The organism is Rhodococcus sp. DMU2021, from assembly GCF_019641445.1.
GTDB lineage: Bacteria > Actinomycetota > Actinomycetes > Mycobacteriales > Mycobacteriaceae > Rhodococcus > Rhodococcus pyridinivorans.
Map to the genome: position 1 here is coordinate 12,469 of NZ_JAIFKB010000026.1, position 22,502 is coordinate 34,970.

At 63.2% G+C, this 22,502-nt stretch carries 19 protein-coding genes; 7 read left to right on the top strand and 12 right to left on the bottom strand.

Going from position 1 to position 22,502, the window contains the following annotated elements; genetic code table 11:
• Positions 1-115: 115 nt before the first annotated feature.
• The 5 genes from K3M35_RS23275 to K3M35_RS23295 form a co-directional block, all read right to left on the bottom strand.
• A complete protein-coding gene (locus K3M35_RS23275; protein ID WP_039583674.1) occupies positions 116-1,039 on the bottom strand; it encodes a PfkB family carbohydrate kinase in 924 nt (307 codons plus the stop codon).
• The gene (locus tag K3M35_RS23280; RefSeq protein WP_072740541.1) at positions 1,032-2,078 is read right to left on the bottom strand and encodes a LacI family DNA-binding transcriptional regulator; all 1,047 of its coding nucleotides are present in this window, start codon (positions 2,076-2,078) and stop codon (positions 1,032-1,034) included. Before K3M35_RS23280 ends, K3M35_RS23275 begins: the two co-directional genes overlap by 8 nt.
• A 20-nt stretch (positions 2,079-2,098) precedes the next feature.
• Positions 2,099-2,854, bottom strand: coding sequence for a glutamine amidotransferase (locus K3M35_RS23285; protein ID WP_039583672.1), 756 nt, complete (start codon positions 2,852-2,854; stop codon positions 2,099-2,101).
• Positions 2,855-2,928: 74 nt separating this feature from the next.
• Complete coding sequence (locus tag K3M35_RS23290; RefSeq protein WP_039583670.1) at positions 2,929-3,570, bottom strand: HAD family phosphatase; 642 nt, start codon at positions 3,568-3,570, stop codon at positions 2,929-2,931.
• Positions 3,571-3,604: 34 nt separating this feature from the next.
• Entirely contained in the window at positions 3,605-4,696 is a 1,092-nt protein-coding gene (locus K3M35_RS23295) for an LLM class flavin-dependent oxidoreductase (protein WP_039583668.1), read from the bottom strand.
• Between the two features lie 678 nt (positions 4,697-5,374).
• Between K3M35_RS23295 and K3M35_RS23300 the strand changes: the two genes are divergently transcribed.
• The 7 genes from K3M35_RS23300 to K3M35_RS23330 all read left to right on the top strand — a co-directional run bounded on the left by K3M35_RS23300 (position 5,375) and on the right by K3M35_RS23330 (position 14,145).
• Positions 5,375-6,994: a nicotinate phosphoribosyltransferase gene (locus K3M35_RS23300; protein WP_231414529.1), complete on the top strand. Its 1,620-nt coding sequence runs from the start codon at positions 5,375-5,377 to the stop codon at positions 6,992-6,994.
• Positions 6,995-7,028: 34 nt separating this feature from the next.
• Positions 7,029-8,504: an aldehyde dehydrogenase gene (locus K3M35_RS23305; protein ID WP_081263415.1), complete on the top strand. Its 1,476-nt coding sequence runs from the start codon at positions 7,029-7,031 to the stop codon at positions 8,502-8,504.
• Between the two features lie 69 nt (positions 8,505-8,573).
• Positions 8,574-9,830, top strand: coding sequence for an amidohydrolase family protein (locus K3M35_RS23310; RefSeq protein ID WP_039583665.1), 1,257 nt, complete (start codon positions 8,574-8,576; stop codon positions 9,828-9,830).
• A 125-nt stretch (positions 9,831-9,955) separates the two neighbouring features.
• Positions 9,956-10,153, top strand: a complete 198-nt coding sequence (locus K3M35_RS23315) for a tautomerase family protein (protein ID WP_006552221.1) — start codon at positions 9,956-9,958, stop codon at positions 10,151-10,153.
• Between the two features lie 349 nt (positions 10,154-10,502).
• Complete coding sequence (locus K3M35_RS23320) at positions 10,503-12,863, top strand: FdhF/YdeP family oxidoreductase (protein WP_072740542.1); 2,361 nt, start codon at positions 10,503-10,505, stop codon at positions 12,861-12,863.
• 156 nt (positions 12,864-13,019) lie between these two features.
• On the top strand, positions 13,020-13,895 hold the full coding sequence (gene fdhD, locus K3M35_RS23325) for a formate dehydrogenase accessory sulfurtransferase FdhD (RefSeq protein ID WP_064060766.1): 876 nt from the start codon (positions 13,020-13,022) through the stop codon (positions 13,893-13,895).
• Positions 13,888-14,145: a MoaD/ThiS family protein gene (locus K3M35_RS23330; RefSeq protein ID WP_064060767.1), complete on the top strand. Its 258-nt coding sequence runs from the start codon at positions 13,888-13,890 to the stop codon at positions 14,143-14,145. The genes fdhD and K3M35_RS23330 overlap by 8 nt, the downstream gene beginning before the upstream one ends.
• A 165-nt stretch (positions 14,146-14,310) precedes the next feature.
• Here K3M35_RS23330 and K3M35_RS23335 read toward each other — a convergent pair whose 3' ends face one another.
• The 7 genes from K3M35_RS23335 to K3M35_RS23365 form a co-directional block, all read right to left on the bottom strand.
• On the bottom strand, positions 14,311-15,693 hold the full coding sequence (locus K3M35_RS23335) for a TrkA family potassium uptake protein (protein WP_064060781.1): 1,383 nt from the start codon (positions 15,691-15,693) through the stop codon (positions 14,311-14,313).
• Between the two features lie 14 nt (positions 15,694-15,707).
• Positions 15,708-16,469, bottom strand: a complete 762-nt coding sequence (locus K3M35_RS23340) for an SDR family oxidoreductase (protein ID WP_064060768.1) — start codon at positions 16,467-16,469, stop codon at positions 15,708-15,710.
• 181 nt (positions 16,470-16,650) lie between these two features.
• The gene (locus tag K3M35_RS23345; RefSeq protein WP_006552215.1) at positions 16,651-17,961 is read right to left on the bottom strand and encodes an MFS transporter; all 1,311 of its coding nucleotides are present in this window, start codon (positions 17,959-17,961) and stop codon (positions 16,651-16,653) included.
• A 130-nt stretch (positions 17,962-18,091) separates the two neighbouring features.
• A complete protein-coding gene (locus tag K3M35_RS23350) occupies positions 18,092-18,730 on the bottom strand; it encodes a response regulator transcription factor (protein WP_039584302.1) in 639 nt (212 codons plus the stop codon).
• Positions 18,727-19,908: a GAF domain-containing sensor histidine kinase gene (locus tag K3M35_RS23355; protein ID WP_039584301.1), complete on the bottom strand. Its 1,182-nt coding sequence runs from the start codon at positions 19,906-19,908 to the stop codon at positions 18,727-18,729. The genes K3M35_RS23350 and K3M35_RS23355 overlap by 4 nt, the downstream gene beginning before the upstream one ends.
• Positions 19,909-19,963: 55 nt before the next feature.
• Positions 19,964-21,088, bottom strand: coding sequence for a glycoside hydrolase family 88 protein (locus tag K3M35_RS23360; protein ID WP_039584299.1), 1,125 nt, complete (start codon positions 21,086-21,088; stop codon positions 19,964-19,966).
• Positions 21,085-22,239 (bottom strand): zinc-binding dehydrogenase, encoded by a 1,155-nt coding sequence (locus tag K3M35_RS23365; RefSeq protein ID WP_039584297.1) that lies wholly within the window; start codon positions 22,237-22,239, stop codon positions 21,085-21,087. The genes K3M35_RS23360 and K3M35_RS23365 overlap by 4 nt, the downstream gene beginning before the upstream one ends.
• Positions 22,240-22,502 lie beyond the last annotated feature (263 nt).

Here is a 22,502-nt window from a genome sequence, read left to right on the forward strand (position 1 = left end):
AGCATCGTGGGGATGTAGCGGTGGGTTCGAAGGTGGAGATTCCCGTATCGGCGATAGAAACGTTTCTATGGAGGGTGGGCGGATACGGCGCCCAGCATGATCACACGGTGATCGGTTATACGTGTGCGGCGTTGACCTCGTCGGCGATCGGCATCCCTGTGCGGGCACCGACATGTCTGACCGACAGTGACGCTGCCGTTACTGCAAGCGCACTTGCGGCTCCGAGCGGCATCCCGGAGGAAAGCGACGCTGCGAGCACACCGTTGAACGTGTCGCCCGCACCGGTTGTGTCACGCACGTCCGATACCTGCAGGGCCGGGACGGGTTCGATGGTTCCGTCGGGATAGGCCACGATCGCCCCCTTGTCCCCTCTGGTCACGACGAGGCACGCTCCCGTGGCCCGAGCGACGTTCGCCGAGGCGTCACCGACGTCGGTGAACGGGATGGACAGTGCAGCGCACAGGTCACGAAGCTCTGAACTATTGGGTGTCAGAACCGACGCTGCGTGGGCGCTGGCGATGAACTCGTTGCGCACAGGGGCCGGATTCAGCACACAGCGCAGTCCCATGTCGGAGGCTGTCGACACGGCAGCTTCGACCGCTGCCGGGAGGATTTCGGTGCTGACGAGTACACATCCGGCCCACCCCGATGCACGCTCGACGGCCCGGCGAACGAGTGCCGGCGTAAGGGCAGCGTTGGCCCCGGCGGCAACGGCGATCTGGTTTTCCCCCACCGCGTCGACCACGATCAGGGCAGTGCCGGTGGCGGTGTCGTCGAGGACGGCGACGTCGGTGACGTCGACACCGGAGGCGCGGAGCTCGACCAATGCCTCGCGTCCGAGTTCATCATCGCCGATCGCTCCGCAATAGCGCACCGGCACGTTCATGCGGGCGGCTGCGATAGCCGCGTTCGCGCCCTTGCCGCCGCCGAACTTGTCCAGGTGTGGACCGACGACGGTCTCACCCGGACCGGGTAACCGATCGACGGCCACGACCAGATCGACGTTGAGGGCGCCGACCACTAGAACCCCGTTACTCATTGACGCTCCCGCTGATAGTGCACACCGATGACCGATCCTGGAGTGTCGTCGGTAACGGATCCATGGGTTCCGGTGTGCGGTTCTCAATCAAATCGAAAAGGACTGTCGCTGCGCGGTAGCCCATGTCTCGCGCCGGCTGGCGCACGGTGGTGAGCCGCGGCGTGAGAAGCGACGACAGAGGAAGGTCGTCGAAGCCCACGATGCTGACGTCCTCGGGCATACGGAGCCCTTGTGCGCGGCAATACTCCATCGCGCCCACAGCCATGAGGTCGTTGGCGCAGATCAGGGCAGTGGGCCGAGTCTGCGCCGCCAACGCGCGTTGGGCCAGGTCCCGGCCGGACGATTGCTGGTAGTCGCCGTAGTACACCGGGACCGTGTCCGGGTCGATGCCTGCCCCGGCAAGTGCCTCGCGGTAGCCGGCCAGTCGTTGTTGAGCCGTCCACAGACCCTCCGGACCGCCGATGACCGCAACGTCCCGGTGGCCCTTGTCGAGGACGTATTGCGCGACCTGGCGAGCTCCCCTGCGGGAGTCGCAGACCACGGCGGGCAGGTCGATGCCCGGGATCTGCTCGTCGACGAGCACCACCGGACCAGAGCGAGCCAGTTCGTAGCAAGCTTCGGGCATGGACCCGGTGCTGGTCAGGTAGATGACTCCGTCCACGCGTTGGCTGCGCAGCAATCTGGTCTGGGCTTCCTCGGATTGTTCCGAGCTGCCCGGGACCACCAGGACCACCAGGACATCACGTGCCGATGCGGCTTGATGGACCCCTTCGGTGATCATGGCGAAGAACTGATTGGTCAGGTCGGGTACGACCATGCCAATACGGGAAGCGCTGCGGCGTTTGAGATTACGCGCAGACTCGTTCGGCGAGTATTCCAGAACTCGCACGGCGTCGAGCACACGGGTACGGCGGTCGGGCGCAACCGGGCCGGAGTCGTTGAGTACGTAGCTCACCGTGCTCATGGAGACTCCAGCGTGTTCCGCGACGTCCTTGATGGTCGTGCGCTTGCGCGTGCGTCTGTGCTCAGATGACGCCACAGCAATCCCTCTCTGCGGAATTAGGATCGTCCACTAGCCCACGACAGTATCGAAGACCACAGCAGCGCGTAGTTCGACCACTCGACGAACTCCGGCGGGGCCCAGTGGGGAGCGAGATCCGAGGTGAACGCGACCACTCGGCCGTCGCCATGATGTCCTGTGACCAGGATGGGGTCGTCTCCGGTGCGGGCGACGACCTCGGCGTCGTCGCGGGCCACCACTCGGTTGTAGCCGAGCAGGGGAGGCCAGTCGCTGGAGGTGTCACCCAGGACGGGATGTTCCGGTCGGCATACCTCGACCTTGCAGCCCTCCGGGACCTCGATGCGGTCATCGTAGGGGAGCATGGTCACAGGCAACACGTCGGCGAGGGGGGTCATGCCGAAGCGGGCCTTGCCGTCGATTCCGGTGAACGACATATAGCCACCGACCTTGACCAATCCGCCGCCCCGGCGGACGTATTCAGCGACTACTCCCAGACGGTTGGGCGATGCTTCCGAACGTAGGAACGTCTCGTCGGGGAGCTGGAAGGAATTCGATCCGATATCGGAGATGACAACTACGTCGTACTCGTCGATTTCCTGTGCCGTCTTGGGGAAACGTGAAGAAATCTCGTGGCCGCGCACGTAGTTGACGTCGTGCCCTTCGCGGGTGAGATTTTCGAGGAATACGCTTGCGCCTTCCTCGTACTCAGTGGTGTGGAACTGATCGAAGCCTTTCATGTGAATAACGTGCTTGATCCAGGATTCGCCGGTGAAGAGGATCTTGAGCGGTTCCATAAGGTCTCCTGTGGTGCCTGGGAATGGGAGGTGGGTGTCGGTAGCGGAGTGTTCGTCGGTGGCCCGGCGCGTGTTCAGGACGGGGTGCTCGCGCTGAGTAACTTCCGTCCCAATGCGTACGCCTGGCGAAGGTCGTTACCTTGGTACTGGACTGCGGCAAGCTCGGACACCAACGGGCTGGCGTTGACAGCGACGGTGTTCGGTAGCCATCCGAACAGATCCACATCGGAGGACGAGTCACCGTAGGCGACGCAGTCGGCTGGTTCGATGTGGTAGCGCTCCAGTGCATCTCGCGTGATGTGGACCTTGGCTTGCGGTGACAGTGTTGCCTCTTCGGAGAGCGTCTGTCCGATCACCACATCGGATCCGTAGGCCTCGTGAGCGCCCCAGTTTCTAAGTCTCTGAACGAAGAACGCCGGCGATTGCGAGATCACGATGGCAATCTCACCGCGCCTGCGGATATCGTCGAAGGTATCGGTGATGCCATCGAGCCAGGCCGCTTGTTCGAACGCGGCGTCGAGGTCGTCCTCCGTCGCGTGCGCACAGACCTCGAGCAGGGTTGACCAGAAGTCGAAGTCGGTGATTTGTCCAGCGTGCCAGAGCTGTTCGATTTCGAGTCCAACGTCGCGGCGGCCGAAGAATGTCGACAGTTCCAGGGCGGCTGCTCCGTTGAGCAGCGTGCCGTCCATATCGAATACGTGCAGTCGGGTGGGCATGTGTTGCTTTCTGTGGAAGTCGTCGGGCCGGGTCTCAGGAGAACTCCGGGAGCACTTCCTTGGCCATGAACTGCATGTTCTTGATGATCGCCTCGATCGGCTGTCCCACGGCGATCAGGCACGCCATGTGATCGACGCCCAATGCCTCGTAGGACTTGAATCGTTCGATCATCTTGTCGGGGGTGGTGAGGATGGGATCGGCGTACTTTTCGAGGAGCCCTTCCTTGGAGAACGACTCCTGGGCGGGCCTCATCGCTCCGCCCTGGACCACCGAGTCGTCCTTCTTTCCCTCGGCGCGTGCTGCCAGACGCTCCTCTTGGGACTGTTGGCCGGAGCTGGAGGCATGCACCAGGGTGAGATAGTAGTTGTACTCACTGAGCACGTCGTCGAAGTACTCGGTCGCCTCTTCTTCGGTGTTGCCGAGCCAGGTGTGGCGAAGGGCCATCACCTGCTTTCGAGGCATCCCGCTCGTCTCGATCTCGTCGTTGTACGCGGCGAGCAACGCTTCGAGATCGCCGTAGGGCTCGAAGTTGCCGTAGTTCGGAGCAGTGATCAGGTTGTTTCCCTGTCGTGCCACGCGGCGTACGCCGTCGATGCTCTGCGAGGCCGCCCATACCTCCGGGTGCGGCTTGGATGCCGGCTTGGGCACAAGAGTCGTCGGCGGGAACGAAAAGTACTTGCCGTCGAACGACACATCGTCCTCGACCCACACCCGCTTGATGATCTCGAGGGATTCTTCGTAGATGTCGCGTGCTTCTTTGGGGTTGATGCCGAGTCGGTCGAGCGGGTAGCGACTGCCACCCCGCGCCACGCCGATGCCGATGCGCCCCGGTGCCATCTGGTCGAGGAAACTCATCTCCGACGCGATGAGCAACGGGTTGTAGTACGGAAGGACCACGATGCCGGGCATGATTCGCAAGCGCTCGGTGCGCGCTGCGGCCAAAGCGCTGAACATCAGCGATGAAGGATTGCTGACGTAGTTCTGAAAGTGATTTTCGTTGACTGTGACGCCCTCGAAGCCGAGGTCCTCTGCGGCATCGACGATGCTGAGCATGTCGTTGAGGAGTTCGGACCACGGACGGCTCATGTCGCGGTAGAAGAATGGAGTGGTGACCCAGATCTTCATGGAAGCTGTCTTTCTACGAGGTTGGGCAGTTCCTGTATTGCTGGAGGCGTGCCGAGTTCCGGCTGCAGAGCGGACGCTGCTCGTGCAGTTCCGGGCCAGACCCGGTGCGTGGGTCCCTGCCGAACTCGGACTGTGGGGCGATGTAGAAACGGTTCTATCTCGTACATCCGGAGCATACAACGGTCCGGCGCCCTGTGCATAGTGCCGAACTCGTTTTCTTTCGAGAAACTCGATAAACGTTGTTCACGCTGGTGAGAGACGTAAGGCCGGGTGTTCCGGTGTTTGGATCAACCTCCAAGATCCGCGAATCACGAAGGCAATGAGCGACGCAGATGTAGAAGCGATTCAACCCGGGTGCTCGGCAGGATTCGTCCGGCAGTCGGTAGAGGCGTGGTCGGCCGCGGTCGGGTGGTGGTGCACAGGGGAGACGTGCCGGCGGGTGTCGGTTGCTGCGTGATTGTGCAGACGGTTCTGTCATCCCTGCTCCGGGAAGTGTTCCTACAACACACTTTCTGTTCGTAACACAGCTCCGAGGGCGCAGAGCACTATCGATCGTTCGGTGACGGGCTGCATCCCGGTTGTGGCGGTCTGTAGACAGACCTGGGTGCTGCCGGAGGTATCGACTGTGTTGCGCGAATATTGCCGGAAGATTTTACGCGTCAACGCTTGACCTGAGGTGTGGGCTCGACCATGATCTCTAGCAACCGCCGACACGGCCGCACGAATTCAAATGCTGCGACTCGCGGTATGCCCCCAGGCTTTCTGGCCCAGTTTTCGTGCAGCAGTAGAAACGTTTCAACAACTGTCTTCGCATCACACGAACGAAGGGAAACGTCCATGCCCACTATCTCGGGATTCGACAATCTGATCCTCAACACCGATACCTACAAGCATTGCCACCACACTCTCTATCCTCAGGGAACCGAGTACGTCTCCAGCTACGTCGAATCGCGTGGTGGCATCTTCCCGGCGACGATGTTCGTCGGACTGCAGGCCTACATCCAGGAGCGCTTGCTCCGGCCGATCACCCTCGCCGACATCGATGAGGCCGAAGCGGTGACCAGGGCGCAGGGGATGCCCTTCTGCAGGGAGAACTGGATGGGCATCCTCAACGACCACGGCGGATTCCTTCCTGTAGAGATCGAGGCAGTCCCCGAGGGGACTGTGCTGCCCACCCGCAATGTCCTTGTGCAGGTTATCAACACCGATCCGAAGTACCACTGGGTGACCAGCTTCTTCGAGACCGCGTTGCTGCGAGCGGTGTGGTACCCGACCACGATCGGAACGGTCAGTTGGATGTGCAAGCAGATCATCAAGGAAGCGTTCGCTCGCACCTCGGACAATCCGGATCTGCTGCGCTTCCAGCTGCACGATTACGGCGCTCGCGGCGTGAGCTCCCAGGAATCTGCTGCATTGGGTGGTCTGGCACACCTGGTCAACTTCAACCAGAGTGACACGGTGCCGGGCATCCTGGCTGCGATGAAATACTACAACGCGGTGTGTCCGGCGAACTCGGGCCCGAACAGCGAGCATGCAGGTTTCACGGCATGGGGTCGGGATCAGGAAGTCGACGCTCTTCGCAACATGATGAACACCTACCGCGATGCCGGTGTGGTGCTGTTGCTGACCGACTCGTACGACCATGAGAACGCTGTGAAGAACATCCTCGGCAAAGAACTGAAGGCCGAGATCGAGAACTTCCCGGGCGTGGTCTGTGCTCGTCCGGACTCGGGCGACCCTGTGCAGGTGACCGCGGATACCGCTGAGTGGCTCATGGATGCCTTCGGCTATGAGGTCAACTCCAAGGGATTCAAGGTTCTGCCCCGGTATCTGCGGGTCGTCCAGGGCGACGGCATCACGCTCGATACCCTGTCGGAGATCTACATGGAACTCGAACGCCGGGGCATGGCGGCAGAGAACGCGATTTTCGGTATGGGCGGCGGTCTGCTCCAGCACTTCAACCGAGACACGTTGAACTTCGGGCAGAAGTGCAACGCTGTGCGAGTAAACGGTGAATGGCGCGATGTGGCCAAGCAGCCGACCGGGGCGAGCTTCAAGGTGTCCAAGGCCGGCCGTCTCGCCCTCGTCAAGCGGGATGGTGAGTACCGCACGGTGCGACGCGACTCGGTTTCTCCCGAGGAGAACCTCCTTCAGCCGGTGTACCGCAACGGCAAGCTCCTGAAGAAGTGGGATTTCTCCGAGCTGATCGAGCGGAGCGAGGCGGAGGTCCCCGAGGAGTACTACTACCCCGTCATCGAACAGATGCGTGCGCAGGACAGCGCCGCGGTGCCTGCCTGACCACAACAACTGTTGAACAGATAACTAGGGATCCATGATGACAAAGTTGCCGAGTGTGCCACTTGCCAATACAGATTGCTTGTACATCGACGGGAAGTGGGTTCCCCCGCACTCGTCTGCTCTGATCGATGTAGTCGACTCGACAAACGAATTGGTCTACTACTCGGTGCCGGACGCCGATGTCGACGATATCGATCGCGCGATTACAGCGGCCCGGCAGGCATTCGACGAGGGACCCTGGCCGCGGTTGTCGCACGCCGAGCGGGCTCAGGTGCTGCTCGATATCGCTGATGCCGTCGAAGCGCGGATCGATGACATCGTGGAGATCTGGCCGCGAGAGACCGGGATTCTGGCATCGTCGGTCCCCGGTGTCATGCGCGAGGTAATCGACGCGTACCGGTACTACGCAGGTCTGGCGAAGAGCTTCCCGTTCCAGGAAGAAGTCACACCCACCAACGGCGCACGCTTCGGCATGATCGTGAAAGAGCCTGTAGGCGTCGTGGGAGCGATCATTCCATGGAACGCGCCGATGGGACTGATCGCGTTCAAGGTGGCGCCGGCATTGCTGGCGGGATGCACCGTCGTCATCAAGTCGTCCCCGGAAGCTCCGGGGGCTGGATACATCATGGCGGAAATTGCTGATCAGCTCGGCATTCCGGCGGGTGTCCTGAACGTGGTGACCGCTGATCGTGCTGCCTCCGAGCGGTTGGTCTCCGACCCTCGGGTCGACAAGATCTCGTTCACCGGATCAACGGAAGTCGGCAAACGAATCGGGAGCATCCTCGGTGGTCGAATTGCACGGTCTTCGCTGGAGCTCGGCGGCAAGTCTCCTGCCATTGTCCTGGACGACTTCGACATTGCCGAGGCGGCACACACCATCGCTTCTGCGGAGTGCTTCCTCTCGGGTCAGATCTGCGCATCGCTCACCAGGATCATCGTTTCGGAGGAACGTCACGATGAGATGGTCAAGGCGTTGGCAGACGAATTCGACCGGGTGGTAATCGGCGACCCGTACGATCCTCAGGTCACGCTGGGACCTTTGGCCAGCGATCGGCAGCGGGACCGTGTCGAGAACTATATCCAGATCGGGATCAGGGAAGGGGCGACACTGGCTTACGGCGGCGGACGCCCGTCCCACCTCGATCGCGGCTGGTTCGTCGAGCCCACCGTCTTCGGAAATGTGTCGGAGACGTCGCGGATCGCTCAGGAAGAGATATTCGGTCCGGTGCTGGCCGTGACCCCGGCCCGGGATCTCACGGACGCCGTTCGGATTGCGAACGCAACGGAGTTCGGTCTGAATGCTGCAGTGTTCACCCATGACTCGAAGAAGGTTTTCGACATTGCCCGTAGGCTTCACTCCGGCACCGTGGGGCAGAACGGCAATCGTGTGGACTTCGGTATCGGGTTCGGAGGATTCAAGAGATCCGGTATCGGACGCGAAGGCGGGGTAGCAGGACTGCAGGCGTACCTGGAGAACAAGACTGTTGTCCTGGACGCACCTCCCGAGTAGACCCGTGCCCGGAGCGGTGCAGAGACCACGGCCGGGTCAGACGACCGAAGCCGACCGTAAGAGGATCATGTGACTGAGATTGCCATAGAACACGGCTTGGTGTGGGTAGGCCCGGACGAATCCTATTCGGAGGGACTGCTCTACATCGAAGACGGCAGGGTCAGCTATGCGGGCGAATACAAGGCAGAGGTGGTCCGGCCCGGCGTCGCGCGGCTCGATGCATCGGGATGTGTCGTTCTGCCGGGTCTGGTGGATTGTCATGTGCACCTGACAACGAACTCGGATCACGAGCGGATCCTTCCCAGCGATGTGTTCCGGGGTCAAAAAAGCGGTCCGGAAAAGCTGCTTCATGGCTATCGCAACTCGCTCCGTGCCCTACGATCAGGGTTCACCACGCTCCGATGCATGGGGCATCGGGGAGTGGGCGAAGTCGAACTGCGTGACATGGTCGCCGACGACCTGATCGTCGCTCCGAACCTTCTGGTCGCGCCGTGGTGGATAACCATGACGAACGGCCACGGTGACCTGTTCTACCCTCCTTACACGCCACGCCGCGAATGGGATACCGCAGACGGTGTCGATGCCTGCCGGCAAATGGTCCGGTTGCAGGCCCGAAGCGGTGCGGACTTCATCAAGGTCATGGCCAGCGGTGGTATGTCGAAAGGAGAGAAACCGCACTGGCCCAATTACAGTGTCGAGGAACTCACGGCGATCGTCGAAGAGGCGCACGACATGGATCTGCGCGTCGCCGCGCATGCCCTGTCGTTGGAAGGGATTCGACGCAGTATCGAAGCCGGCGTGGACAGCATCGAGCACGGCTCGTTCCTCGACGAAGAATGCGCTTCGGAAATGGCGCAAAAGGGAATATTCTTGGTCCCGACCCTCGCGTTCAACGACTGGTGCCAACGCGAAGGGACGGCCCGAGGCCTGACCGAAGCCGGAGTCGAAAGCCTGCGCGAGGCGCACGATCGGGCTCTGGAATCGTTCGATATCGCCCGTTCGGCTGGAGTCAAGATCGCGATGGGAACGGACTCATCCGGGTCCCTGTGCCCGTTCGGTGCCCATTACCGAGAACTCGAACTGTATGTCGAACACGGGATGTCGGTGAATGAAGCGTTGGCGTCAGCCACCGTCGTGGCTTCGGAACTTCTCGACCGCCCGGACATCGGCTCGCTGCGACCCGGCTCGATCGGAGATGCGCTGGTGGTCGATGGGACCATCCTTTCGGACATAACTCGCCTGCGACAGGGAATCAAAGCGGTCGTCCGATCGGGCCGTGACGTCACCAGCTATCTGGAGGAATCGGCCGCGTTGCTCTCGCTCTGAGAGTCGTCTCCGTCGGGAAGCAGATATCGGTACCGGAAATCTGAAAACCGGGGCCGAACATCAACGACTCCGGCCTCGGCCGATAGTAGTTGCACGAATTGAATTGACGAGAAAGCGAGAAGGAAATGCCGTACATCGAAGCAAGCTTCTTCGAAGAAAGGTTCTCCGAGACGAAGTTCTCCGGCGAGATGGTGGCAGCGCTGACCGAAGCGGTGTCCTCGATCCTGGGAGAAGAGATCGGATCGGAAACAACGGTCGTGCTGCATGGTGTACCGCGTGAGCGGTGGGGACATGGAGGCCGGACCATGGAAAAGAGCAGCTGAGCAGACCCCGCCGGCAAAGGTGCGCATTCGGCAACTCACCGGTACCACCGTGGTTCGGCGAACCACCTCTGCCGCTCCGATACATGCTGGCGGCGCGCAGCTTTCGGCTGCGCGCCGCCAGCATATATTACTGGATGATCAGTAATCCGGATTCTGTACATCACCTCCGAATCGTGGAGACGCCGCCACGCTCGATAGGTTCGGATGCAGTCAGGAAACAACCAACGGAACCTCCGAGAGGGCACGGTTATCAACTGCCGCGACAGGGGGTCTCGTCTTCTCGGCGTCGAAACCGACTTTCTCTCGGTGGGGTGTGCTCGCCGACCGATCGATGGGTACGACACAGCGTATGACCGATATCAGCGATCCGCTCGTTCACGACGAGAACGACATCGAAGTCAGCGAGCGCAAATCCTATGCCGCCGGGGTACCGGCGGTGTTGGTCTCGCTGCGGCACGGATTCGAGCAGATGGGTCCGGTGCGCACCGCCCGCACCTTGACGAAGCTGAACCAACAGCATGGCTTCGACTGCCCGGGCTGCGCGTGGCCGGAAACACCAGGTCACCGGAAACGTGCCGAATTCTGCGAGAACGGCGCCAAGGCTGTCGCCGAGGAAGCCACCACTCGCACCGTCGACCCCGGTTTCTTCGCCCGCCATTCTGTACCGGAACTGCTCGCACGCACCGACTACTGGCTCGGTCGCCAGGGCCGGCTGACGCACCCGATGATCATCCGGCCTGGCAGCCTCCACTACGAGCCGATCGACTGGGACGATGCCTACGCGGTGATCGCCGAGCATCTGCGGGCGCTGCCGGACCCGAATGAGGCGATCTTCTACACCTCGGGGCGGACCTCCAACGAGGCCGCGTTCTTGTACCAGTTGATGATTCGGTCGTTCGGCACCAACAACATGCCGGACTGCTCGAACATGTGCCACGAGTCTTCCGGTACGGCCCTGTCGGAGACCATCGGCATCGGCAAGGGTTCGGTGTCGGTGACCGACCTCGAACACGCCGACCTGATCCTCATCGCAGGCCAGAACCCCGGGACCAACCATCCCCGCATGCTGTCGGTACTCGAGAAAGCCAAGGCCCGCGGCGCGAAAGTCATCGCGATCAACCCGCTGCCCGAAGCCGGGTTGTTGCGTTTCAAAGATCCTCAGAAGGCGCGTGGCGTGCTCGGCGAGGGAGTGGCGATCGCCGACGAGTTCTTGCAGATCCGCCTCGGTGGTGACCAGGCCCTGTTCCAAGGTCTGGCGAAACTGCTGCTCGCCGCCGAGGACCGTGCTCCCGGCACGGTCCTCGACCGCGACTTCCTCGACCGGCATTGTGCCGGTTTCGAGCAGTGGGCCACCCATATCCGCGCCGTGGATCTGGACACCGTGTCGACTGCGACGGGTCTGAGCCGATCTCAGCTCGAGGACACTGCAGCAGCGTTGGTCGCCTCGAGAGCGACGATCATCTGCTGGGCGATGGGGTTGACCCAGCATCCCCACGCCGTGGCCACCATCGAAGACGCGGTAGCGCTGCTGCTGATGCGCGGGATGATCGGCACGCGTGGGGCGGGGGTGTGCCCGGTGCGGGGACACTCCAACGTTCAAGGTGATCGCACCATGGGCATATGGGAGAAAGCCCCCGAGTCGTTCCTGCAGGCCCTCGATACCGAGTTCGGGATTCGCTGTCCCCGCCAGCACGGTTACGACGCGGTCGACGCGATCCGCGCCATGCGCGACGGCAAGGCGTCGGTGTTCATGGCCATGGGCGGTAACTTCCTGTCTGCCACCCCCGACACCGAGGTGACCGCCGCCGCGCTGCGCAGTTGCGCTCTGACGGTGCAGGTCTCCACCAAACTCAATCGCAGTCATCTCGCGCACGGAGCGACCGGGATCATCCTGCCCACCCTGGGGCGGACCGACAAGGACATCCGCGGCGGACGCAAACAGATGGTGTCGGTGGAGGATTCGATGTCGGTGGTGCACCTGTCGCGTGGAGGGCTCACACCCGCCAGTTCGCATCTGCGTAGTGAGGTCGCCATCGTGTGCGAGCTCGCCCAGCACCTGTTCGGTTCCGGCCATCGGGTGCCGTGGGCGCGGTTCGCCGACGACTACGACTGCATTCGCGATGCGATTTCGCGGGTGATCCCCGGATTCGAGGACTTCAACACCCGGGTACGGCGGCCGGACGGGTTCGTCCTGCCCCACCCGCCGCGGGACGAACGCCGCTTCACCACCGACACCGGCAAGGCGACCTTCGTCGTCAACGACCTGCACTGGCTTCCTGTCCCCGAGGGTCGGCTGATCCTGCAGACGTTGCGCAGCCACGATCAGTACAACACCACCGTCTACGGCCTCGACGACCGTTATCGCGGCATCAAGGCGGGCCGGCGGGTCCTGTTCATCCATCCCGACGACATCGAAGCGTCCGGATACGCTCCCGGCGACCGGGTGGATCTGGTGTCGGAGTGGACCCGTCCCGACGGCACCGTCGAGGAGCGCCGGGCCGAGGACTTCAGGCTCGTGCCCTATTCGACCCCGATGGGCAATGTTGCGGCCTACTATCCCGAAACGAACCCGCTCGTGCCTCTCGACCATGTGGCACTCAAGTCCAACACTCCTGCTTCGAAGGCGGTCACCGTCCGCCTTGTGCCTCGTCGGGCGCCTGGGAAGCGGCCGGACGGGCCGGGTATCGAGCTCGATCCGAAGTCTGCGTAGGAGAATCTCGATGCCTGTTCTGTTCGCTCATGTGTTCATTGCTGTCGTCCAGCTGCTGCTGCGTTGTGTGGGCATGTCCTCGGCGTTATCTGCGCCCCGGTCGGAACAGCGTGTGCTCGCCGGCCGGTGCGACAGTTTCGACGATGGGTTCGAATCATGGGGCGAGTGACCACCCGTGCCCGCATCACCCGACTGCAGGGAACGCAGCGGGTGGTGCGTCCGGACACGGTCGTTGTCGAAGAACCACTCGAACTGCGCGTCGATGGCACTGCACTGGCGGTGACGATGCGCACTCCCGGTTCCGACATCGAACTTGCCCAGGGGTTCTTGCTCACTGAAGGGATCGTCACCGGCCGCGACGATATTGCTGCAATCCGTTACTGCAACAGCACGGGCGACGACGGGCGCAACACCTACAACGTCCTCGATATCGATCTCGCACCCGGAGTGGCTCTGCCCGAGACCGGCATCGAACGCAACTTCTACACCACCTCCTCGTGCGGGGTGTGCGGGAAGGCCTCCCTCGATGCGATCCGCCAACGCTCCCGCCACTCACCGGCTCACGACCCGGTCGTGGTCGATCCGGAAGTGCTGGCGGTGATGCCCTCCGCGCTGCGACAGGCGCAGGAGACCTTCGACCGCACCGGCGGATTGCATGCTGCCGGATTGTTCACCGCTGCAGGGGAACTCCTCGCACTGCGCGAGGATGTCGGACGCCACAATGCCGTCGACAAGATCATCGGCTGGGCGGTCGAGCACCGACGATTACCGCTGCGCCATACCGTGCTGCTGGTGAGCGGACGTGCCTCCTTCGAGCTGACCCAGAAAGCGGTCATGGCCGGCATTCCTGTTCTGGCGGCCGTTTCCGCGCCGTCGTCGCTGGCCATCGACCTTGCTCATGACGCCGGTTTGACTCTTGTCGGGTTCCTGCGCGGGGACACCATGAACGTCTATACCCGCGCCGAACGGGTTGGTACGGGGAACGCAGGTCTCGACTCTGCGAGCACTTCTACCGGAGCTTTTGATGGATAGGACAGTGGCTATCGAGGTGCGCTACTTCGCCGCAGCGGCAGAGACCGCAGGGACGGAGAAGGAAACGGTGGCATTGCCGCCTACCACCGACCTCGGGACGTTGAAGACGGTGCTGATCGACCGACACGGCCCCGATATGGCTCGTGTGCTGTCGGTGGCGATGTTCTTGGTCGGGGATGAGCTCACCCGTGACCCCGCTCGTGCTGTGGGTCCTGTAGTCGACGTGCTACCACCGTTCGCCGGCGGCTGAAGTGAGACCTCGATGTCGATACGTGTGATTGCTACAACGACGACGGACGAGCAGTCCGACACGTAGGTGAGCACATCGAATTCTTCGAGTTCGGCGAGGGTTGATAAGGCCGTGCCCGCGCCGGCCTGCAGCGTCGCCATCGGAGAGGACTCCTCGGATGAATATTCATCGCTTCGTTGAGGTCTTTTCCGGATACGCGCGGTGAGCGAGACGTGGGCATGTTTGTGTGGTCAGGTGCGGGCAATGGTGCGGTGCGGTGAGGGTGAACTGCTCGAAGGCGTCGTCGAGTTCGAGGTGGATTGCGTTGTTCGCGATTACGACGCGGTGGGCGTCGAGACCGAGCAGTCGGGCGACGACGAAGGTTGCGCTCAAGGTTGCGACGTTTCTGGTGATCCCGAGTGGGAGGAGGGATCCGGTGTCGGTGAGGGCTTCGTGTTCGCCGGCTCTGAGGACGAGTCTGGCGTCGGGGTGCACTCCGTGGGCTGCCACGGACACGGCGATGTTGTCACGGTCGTCGGAGCCCACGGCGGCAAGGCATCGGGCCCGGTCGAGGCGGGCGCGTTCGAGGAGGGTTCTGTCGGTACCGTGCCCGACGATGGTGGGAATGTTCAGCGCTCGGGCCAGGCGCAGATTGCGGGCTCGATCGTCGCGTTCGATGGCGACGACGGGGATGCCGAGTTTGCGGAGTTCGAGGCACAACCGGAGACCGACCTGTCCCAATCCGACGACGATGACGTGATTGCGGCGGGGGAGAACCCGTTGACCGATCAAGCCGATGAGGCTGGTTCCGAGCAGACGTTCGATTATCCCGGCGGTGAACATGGCGGTGAACACGATCGCCGCCAACATCGCCAGAGCCGCGAACACGTCATAGGTGTGGTCGCCGTGTGAGGCCGGTGCGGGACCGACGGTGGCGACGACCTGGACTGCTTCTTTGAGGGACTCGACCCAGTGGTGGCCTTTGCCGACAGTGAGCCATATCCAATCGATCAGGAGGATGGCGAGCAGTCCGATAAGGCCGGTGAGCAGCATGCGGGTGCCGGCGTCGTGGGATCGCAGTGTGCCTACGGAGTGGACGAATCGGCGGCGAATTCTGCTGGTGCGGCTGTGGGGTAGCGGCTGCCAGGTCGGTTGGTCACCGTGGGCCGATTGCCGGAGGACGCGTGTGGTGCCATCGGGCGCGGTGTGCGCGGCGTCGATCGTGGCAGCGATGCACGGGCCGGCCAGGGACGGTGTCGCGAGGTCTGCGGGGGAGGTGACCTGACAGTGGGGAATCAATTGGGTGAGTTGGTTGGCGATGGTGCGATCGAAGACGGTCACGACCATCGGTGTGTGGGGACTGATGTGGGCGATGGCGAGGGCATAACGGACGGCGACCGCGTCGTCGTGGGTGACGACGGCGACCCCGGCCGGGTCGTGCTGGGTGATCTGCAGAAGTTCCGGGTCGTCGGGTGCATCGAGGTGGAGAACATCGAAGTGGCGTTGGGTGAGTGACGCGCACACGAGCCGGGCAACATTCGACGCGCCGATGACAACGAAGGGGGACATCGGGCCGACGCCGATCACCGCACAGGTGCAGGGAACGAGGTGTAGGCAGTGAAGATGCCACCGGAGCTGATATCGGATGTTGGGTCGATCAGCTCCGGCAGCACCGCTTCGAGGCGTATCGGGGCAGCAGCGGTGACACTTGTCTCCGGATTCGGGGTGGGTACCAGACGAATATTGTTGATCCGCAAGAGGTTACTGCCGAGTTCACGTCCGGCGGCGAGAGCGAAGGATTCGATTGCGCCGTCCATGGAGTCTCGCGCCGGTCCTCGATCGGTGTCGGTGATTCTGCGGAGCGTGTCCAGGCCGGTGACGGTGACGATCGATCCGATGCCGCCGGTGCGGTGGAGGGATACTGCAGCACGTCTGGTCGTGTGGAACAACAACGCCATGTGGTCGTAGGTGAACCGGCCCCAGTCGGCGGGGCGGATCTTGCTCAGCGAGTGGCATGCGGTTTCCGGGCCGGGTAGCCATGCGGTGTGCACGAGCGCGTCGATGCCGCCATGTCGTCGCTCGAGGTGGGTGAACATGTTGTCGACGTCGGATTCGAGGGTCAGATCGGCCGCGACCGGATGAGCGATCCCGTCGTCATCGGCGACTCGGCCGGCGAGGTGCTCGGCAGCATCGAGGGTGAAGCTGTGCGTGAACACGTGGTGTCCGGCTGCTGCCAACGTTCGGGCCACGTGGGCACCTTCGTTCTGTTCGACGCCGGTGACCAGGACACGCAGTGAGGTGGTGGGTAGAGCCAACGGGTGCAGCGACGGTTCGGCGATGCTCATCTGGACTCGTTTCGAGGGTGCCGGGGGCGCGGGGGGAGGAGTTCCGCGCCCCCGGGAATCGGGGTGGGATGGATGTCTGTCGAGGTCCACGGCCGTGGGATCCTGCGCGGACGAATCGGCGGCTTGCCGAAGGGGGCGGGGCGTCGGCGACCGGGGACCGGGGACCGGTGCGTGAGCGTGCTCAGTGAGAGGTCGGTGACAGCTGTTCCTGTCCGGAGGTTTCGTCGTTGTCGGACAGGTCCTGCCGGTAGGTCTCGCGCATGGCGATCACGCAGACGACGGAGACGGCGCACATTGCGACCATGAACAGCGCCACGGCGACGTACGAGCCGGTGCGATCGAGCAGGTAGGTGGCGACGATCGGTGCGGGAGCGCTCGAGGCGAGGGTGCCGATCGTGTAGCCGAAGGAGATTCCGGTGTAGCGGATGCGGGTGTCGAAGGCTTCGGCGAAGAAGGCTGCGAGGGGACCGTAGGAGGTGGCGAAGGCGAGGCAGAACACCACGAACCCGATCATCGCCAGCGCGAAGGATCCGGAGTTGACCAGCCAGAACCAGGGGAAGGTGAACAGCAGCATGGCGAGAACCCCGGCGAGGAAGACCGGCTTTCGGCCGTAGGCGTCCGACAGCTTGCCGAACAACGGTAGTGCGACGAACGTGACCGCCATGGCGACGAGGACGAGTGTCAGCATCTGGTTTCGGGTGTAGCCGACCTGCGTGACGCCGTAGCTGAGGCCGAATACCGTAGTGCCGTAGAAGGTGACGCCGATGGCGAAGTAGGCACCACAGGTCAGGAGGACCTGCTTGGGGTAGTGGCGAAGGACCACCCCGATGGGCAGCTTCTCCAACTGTGCGTTCTTCTTGACGCGGTCGAAGTTCGGGCTTTCGCCGACATGCAGTCGGACGAACAGGCCGATCGCGACGAATGCGCCGCCGATCAAGAAGGGAATGCGCCATCCCCAGGATTCGAACGCTTCGGGAGACAGTCCGGCCATCAACAGGAAGACCGTGTTACCGAGCATCAGTCCTGCCGGCACGCCCATCTGCACCCAGCTGCCGTAGTAGCCGCGTTTGTCGGCGGGAGCGTGTTCGACGGCCATGAGGATCGCCCCGCCGATCTCACCGCCGAGTGCGAGACCCTGCACGAAACGCAAGGTGACGAGGATGATCGGTGCGGCGACGCCGATGGTCTCGTAGCTCGGGAGTAGCCCGACTCCGAGAGTGGTCAAGCCCATGATGGTCAAGGTGATCACGAGCATGGACTTGCGTCCGATCCGGTCACCGAAGTGACCGAACACCACTCCGCCGAGCGGGCGCGCCACGAAGGCGGCGGAGAACGTGGCAAAGGCGAGCAGAGTGCCGATCAGAGAGTCGAACTCGGGGAAGAAGATCTTGTTGAAGACGAGTCCGGCTGCGGTGCCGTAGATGAAGAAGTCGTACCATTCGACTGTTGTGCCGACACCGCTGGCAAATCCTACTTTCGATGTTTGGGACATTTTTGGCATGTGGGGCCTCCGTTGCCGCGAGCGCGAGATGATTTCTGCGGCTCGAATATATGGGTGATCCAGAACACACAACATCTCCATGTGGAGAGGTGGAGTGCGCTCCGGGGAAAACGAATTCGGTTCAGAGCAAGCGAAGTTCGTGAGCGCGTGCAATGGCTTCGACGCGATTGCGCGCGTTCAGTTTCTGCATGGCACTCTGCAGATAGGTCTTCACGGTGTTGCGGGTGAGAGACAGTTCCTGAGCGATTTCGGGATTGCTGTGACCCATGGCCGCAAAACGCAGCACTTCGTACTCGCGCCGGGTCAGGCCGGCCCGGTACAGCGCCTCGGAGGTCACGACCTTTCGTGGTCCCGTCAACCTCGGGTCGACCACCCGGATTCCGCTGGACACACGGTGAATGGCTGTGGCGAAGTCCTGTCCGCTGATGTCCTTGACGAGGCAGCCGTCGGCGCCTGCTTCCATCAGCAGATCGATGGCACCGTGATCGGCGAACGCGGTGAACAGCAGTATCCGCGCGTGCGGCGCGGCTCGACGAAGACGCGTAATCAGTTCCGGTGCAGGGATATCGGGGAGCCGAAGATCGAGGAGGATGACGTCGACGGGCAGGGTGCGGGCCAATTCGACCGCGGCAGAGCCGGTCAGTGCACCTCCCACCACTTCGAGGTCGGTGTCCTCGCGGGCGAGTAGTTCCACGCCGCCACGCACGATCGGATGATCGTCGACGACGAGGATGCGGATGGTCTTCGGTGGCGCGGTCATGTGCTCGGTCCCTCCAGAGCGTCTACCCAGCCGCGCACGGTGGTGCCGCTTTCGTCGTCGCTGACCACCGACATGCCGCCCCCGAGCCGCTCGAGGCGCCCTGCAGCCAATCCGAGCCCCAGCTGGCTTCCTCGCATCGGATCGTCGGTGCCGTCGACGCCCCGGCCGTCGTCGCTGATGACGACCGTCACCTTGCCCGACCGCGCCGACAAGCTGACCACCACAGTGGACGCGTCGGCGTGTTTCTCCACGTTGACCAGCGCTTCGCGAACAAGGCGTTGGAGTGCCTCGACGCGGCTGACATCGAGGTCGGGGGATTCGGTCAGTGGCACGAAACGGGCCGGGATACCGGTCCGGAGCGTGAATGCCTGGCAGTCCTCCTCGATGCCGACCGGAAGATTCCGTTCGGGGGGCCGCGCGGTGAGGTCGGTCAGCGATCTGCGGATGGAAGCATTGACGGCGTGTACCTGTTCGGTGATCTCCTGCAGGCGATCGTGGATCGCCTGCGCGTCAGCGAGGGCGCGCAGGCTCTGCAGTTCGGCACCGATCCGGAAAAGCACCGGGCTCACGGAATCGTGTAGGGCTTCGGCGAGCCGTTTCCGTTCGGCTTCGAGGGCGAGTTCTGTCTGGGTGGCGGCCCTTTGGGCGCTGAGGAGAGTGACGGCGGCCGTTTCGGCGATTGACTGGATCTCTGCGATGACTCGATCACCGAAGGACGAATATTCGCGGGTGCCGACGTACATGGCGCCGAGTACATGACCTTCATAAGCCATGGGCACGGCAAGCATTCCTCGCAGTGACTCCTGTTCGACGAGCGCGTCGAAGTCGTGGGTGATTCCGGGATCGGACAGATAGTCCCGTACCCAGACGGGTTGTTGGAGCATGATGCTCTTGCCGCCGAGCCCGATCCCTTCCGGCACCACCAGTCGGTGCAGAGCGTTGCTCTTCGTGCCCTGCCAACTGCGGTGAACCATCACCCCATCGACCTCGACGCGCCCGATGAGCGACATGTCGAAGTCGCCGATCTCCCGGATCCGCTGGCCTGCTGTGGTCATCGCCGACGCTTCGTCGGTCAGAACCAGCAGCTCGGCGCGCGAAAGTGCGAGATTGTCGAGGATCGACGGTTTGAGGTCCGAGTGGGTGAACTCGTGAGCTGCAGTAGGTGTATTTTCCGACACCGGCTTTCCTCGATCTTCTTTCCGGGGTCTCGGGTGACCCGTCATGGTGGTTCGGTCACAACTTCAGCGTATCGGACCGGTTGTTCAGGTTGATCAGGCACTCGAGCAAGAAGTAGTCGCCCCAGATCAGTTCGTTTCGGGTCGCGAAGTCGCGGCGTTTGTCGAAGCAACCGTCCATCAGGATCCCGGCCGGTCTGCTGTCGTGTGGTCCGGTGGGGGTGAGGTGATCGAGGAGTGCCTCGACGTGGGCGACGGCCCGGTCCCGGAAGTCGGTCCGCTCAGGGACGAGCCGATCGAGCTTGAGCAGCGCGGCAGCGGCGATGGCCGTGGCGGAGGTGTCGATCGGTACGTCCGGACCGGTGCCGGCGTCGAAGTCCCAGGACACGACGCCGCCGTTCGGTGTGCGGTCGAGCCACCATTCGGCCAGTCGGACGGCGGTCGGCAGGAAGGACGGCGATGCCCACTGCGCAGCCTGGGCGTATGCCACCATCGCCCACGCCTGTGCCCGGCCCCAGGTACTGTCGGCGTTCATGCCCTTGTGGGTGTAGCGATCCAGCAGTGCACCATTGGATGTGTCGAATCGTGCCGACTGGCAGACCGAGCCATCGGTGCGGATGCACAGTTCGATGTGCCGCTGCGCGTGGCGGATCGCGGCGTCGAGGAAGCGTGGGTCGCCGGTATGTGCCGAGGCCCACGACAGCAGCGCGACAGTGCCCGGGACGGCGTCGATGTTCGCGGCGCCTTCTCCGACCGCCTCTGCTTCTTCTGCTTCTGCTCCGAGTGGGATGATGCCGGCGCGATCGTTGAAGCTGGTGAGCAGGCCGTGGGCACCTGCCAGAGCGGTCTGCGCCGCGTCGTTGCTTCCGGTGACGAGGTGGTTGACTGCGGCCCCGTACCAGAAGAGGAAACCGCGGAATGCGGTGTCGGAATTCTGCCGGGGCAGGATCTGCGCGGTGATGTCGTCGGCGAGGTGCGCCAGGCGCTTGTCACCCGAGGCGGCGAAGCCGAGTGCGGCCAGGCCACCCCAGAATCCTCCGGTCCAGTTTCCGTCGGCGGTGGTGGTCCATTCGCCGGATTCGATGTCGCCGTAGTGCGGGAAGGTGCCGTCGGTCTGCTTGGCGGTCGAGTCGATCCGCTCTAGCATCGCCTCGATCGCCGCGGTGTACCGGGAGTTGGTCACGACCGGCCTCCGGTGGTGAGGACCGACTTGAGCGTGCGCCCGTCCCGCATATCGGTCATGGCATCGTCCGCCTCGGTGAGCGGGTATTCGGTGACCATCGACGCGAGATCGAAGTGGGCGGTCAGCCGGGGGAGGGATTCGACGTATTCGAGGTGGTTCTGCGGAGAGAACGCCCAGCTTCCCAGCACCTGCAGCTGCTTTTTGGTGATGTAGTGGGGGTTGATCGGAGTGGTGCCGTGGTCGGTGTACTGTCCGACGACGAGGTACTTGCCGCCGCGGCGGGCGAGGTCGATGCCTTCGGCTACTGCGGTCGGGACGCCGGTGGCCTCGATGACGACGTCGGCGCCGCGCCCGTCCGGTGTGTGCGCGAGGATCCGTTCCAGACGGGCCTCTTGATCGGTCTCGGTGAAGATGTCGATGTGGATGTCGCCGATGCCGGCGGCCTGCGCGACCTCGAGACGGTTGGCCGGCCCGCCGACGATGATCACTTTCGCTGCGCCGGCGAGTGTGGCGTACATGGCGCAGGCCAGGCCGACCGGTCCGCTGCCCTGGACCACGACGACATCACCTGTCTGCGGCTTGGCGATATCGTTCACGGCGTGCACGGCCGTCGGGCCGGCGCAGCCGAGTGCGATCACCTGCTGCGGGGTCACCGAGGACGGGATGCGGATGATCGTCGAGCCGGGCTGGAGGTAGATCTGTTCGGACCACCCACCCGACAGATGGGGCCAGTCGGCCGACGACTGGTTGATGCCGTACACCTTGCGGGTCTCGCACAGCGACGGTTCGTGCTGGTCCTGGCAGTAGTAGCAGTGCCCGCACGGGATGTTGGACGCCCATGAGATCGCGTCCCCGACGTGCAGTTGCTCGCCCCGGGCATCGGTGGTGACTCCCTCGCCGAGGGCGTGTACGCGACCGACCGCCTCGTGTCCGAGGATGAGCGGTACCGGAATGGGCAGGCGACCTTGCTGCAGGTGGATGTCGGTTCCACAGATTCCCGCGTGCGTGACGTCGACGACGACCGCGCCGGCATCGGGGGTCACGCGCGGAAACGTCCTCGCGGTCATGGTCTGTCCGAAGCCTTCGAGCACCATCGCGGTGGCGGTGCCGGTGGTCGGGCTCGTCGGGTCCGTCTGCATCGCATTACTCATCGGATCACTCCCTTATTGCGCAAGGTCTGGACATCGGACTCGGAGATACCGAGCTCATGGAGGATTTCGTCGGCATGTTCACTGACCGCCGGCACCCCACGGTGCACCTGGGCGGGGGTGCGGGACAACGTGACAGGGTTGCCCGGGCCTTGACCCCGGTTCTTGGACACGCTGAATCCAGCATCTGCTGGGGAAGCGAGATGATCTTCAGTCATGTCACGAAAGAACTACTCGGAGGAGTTCCGGCGCCAGGCGGTCGAGTT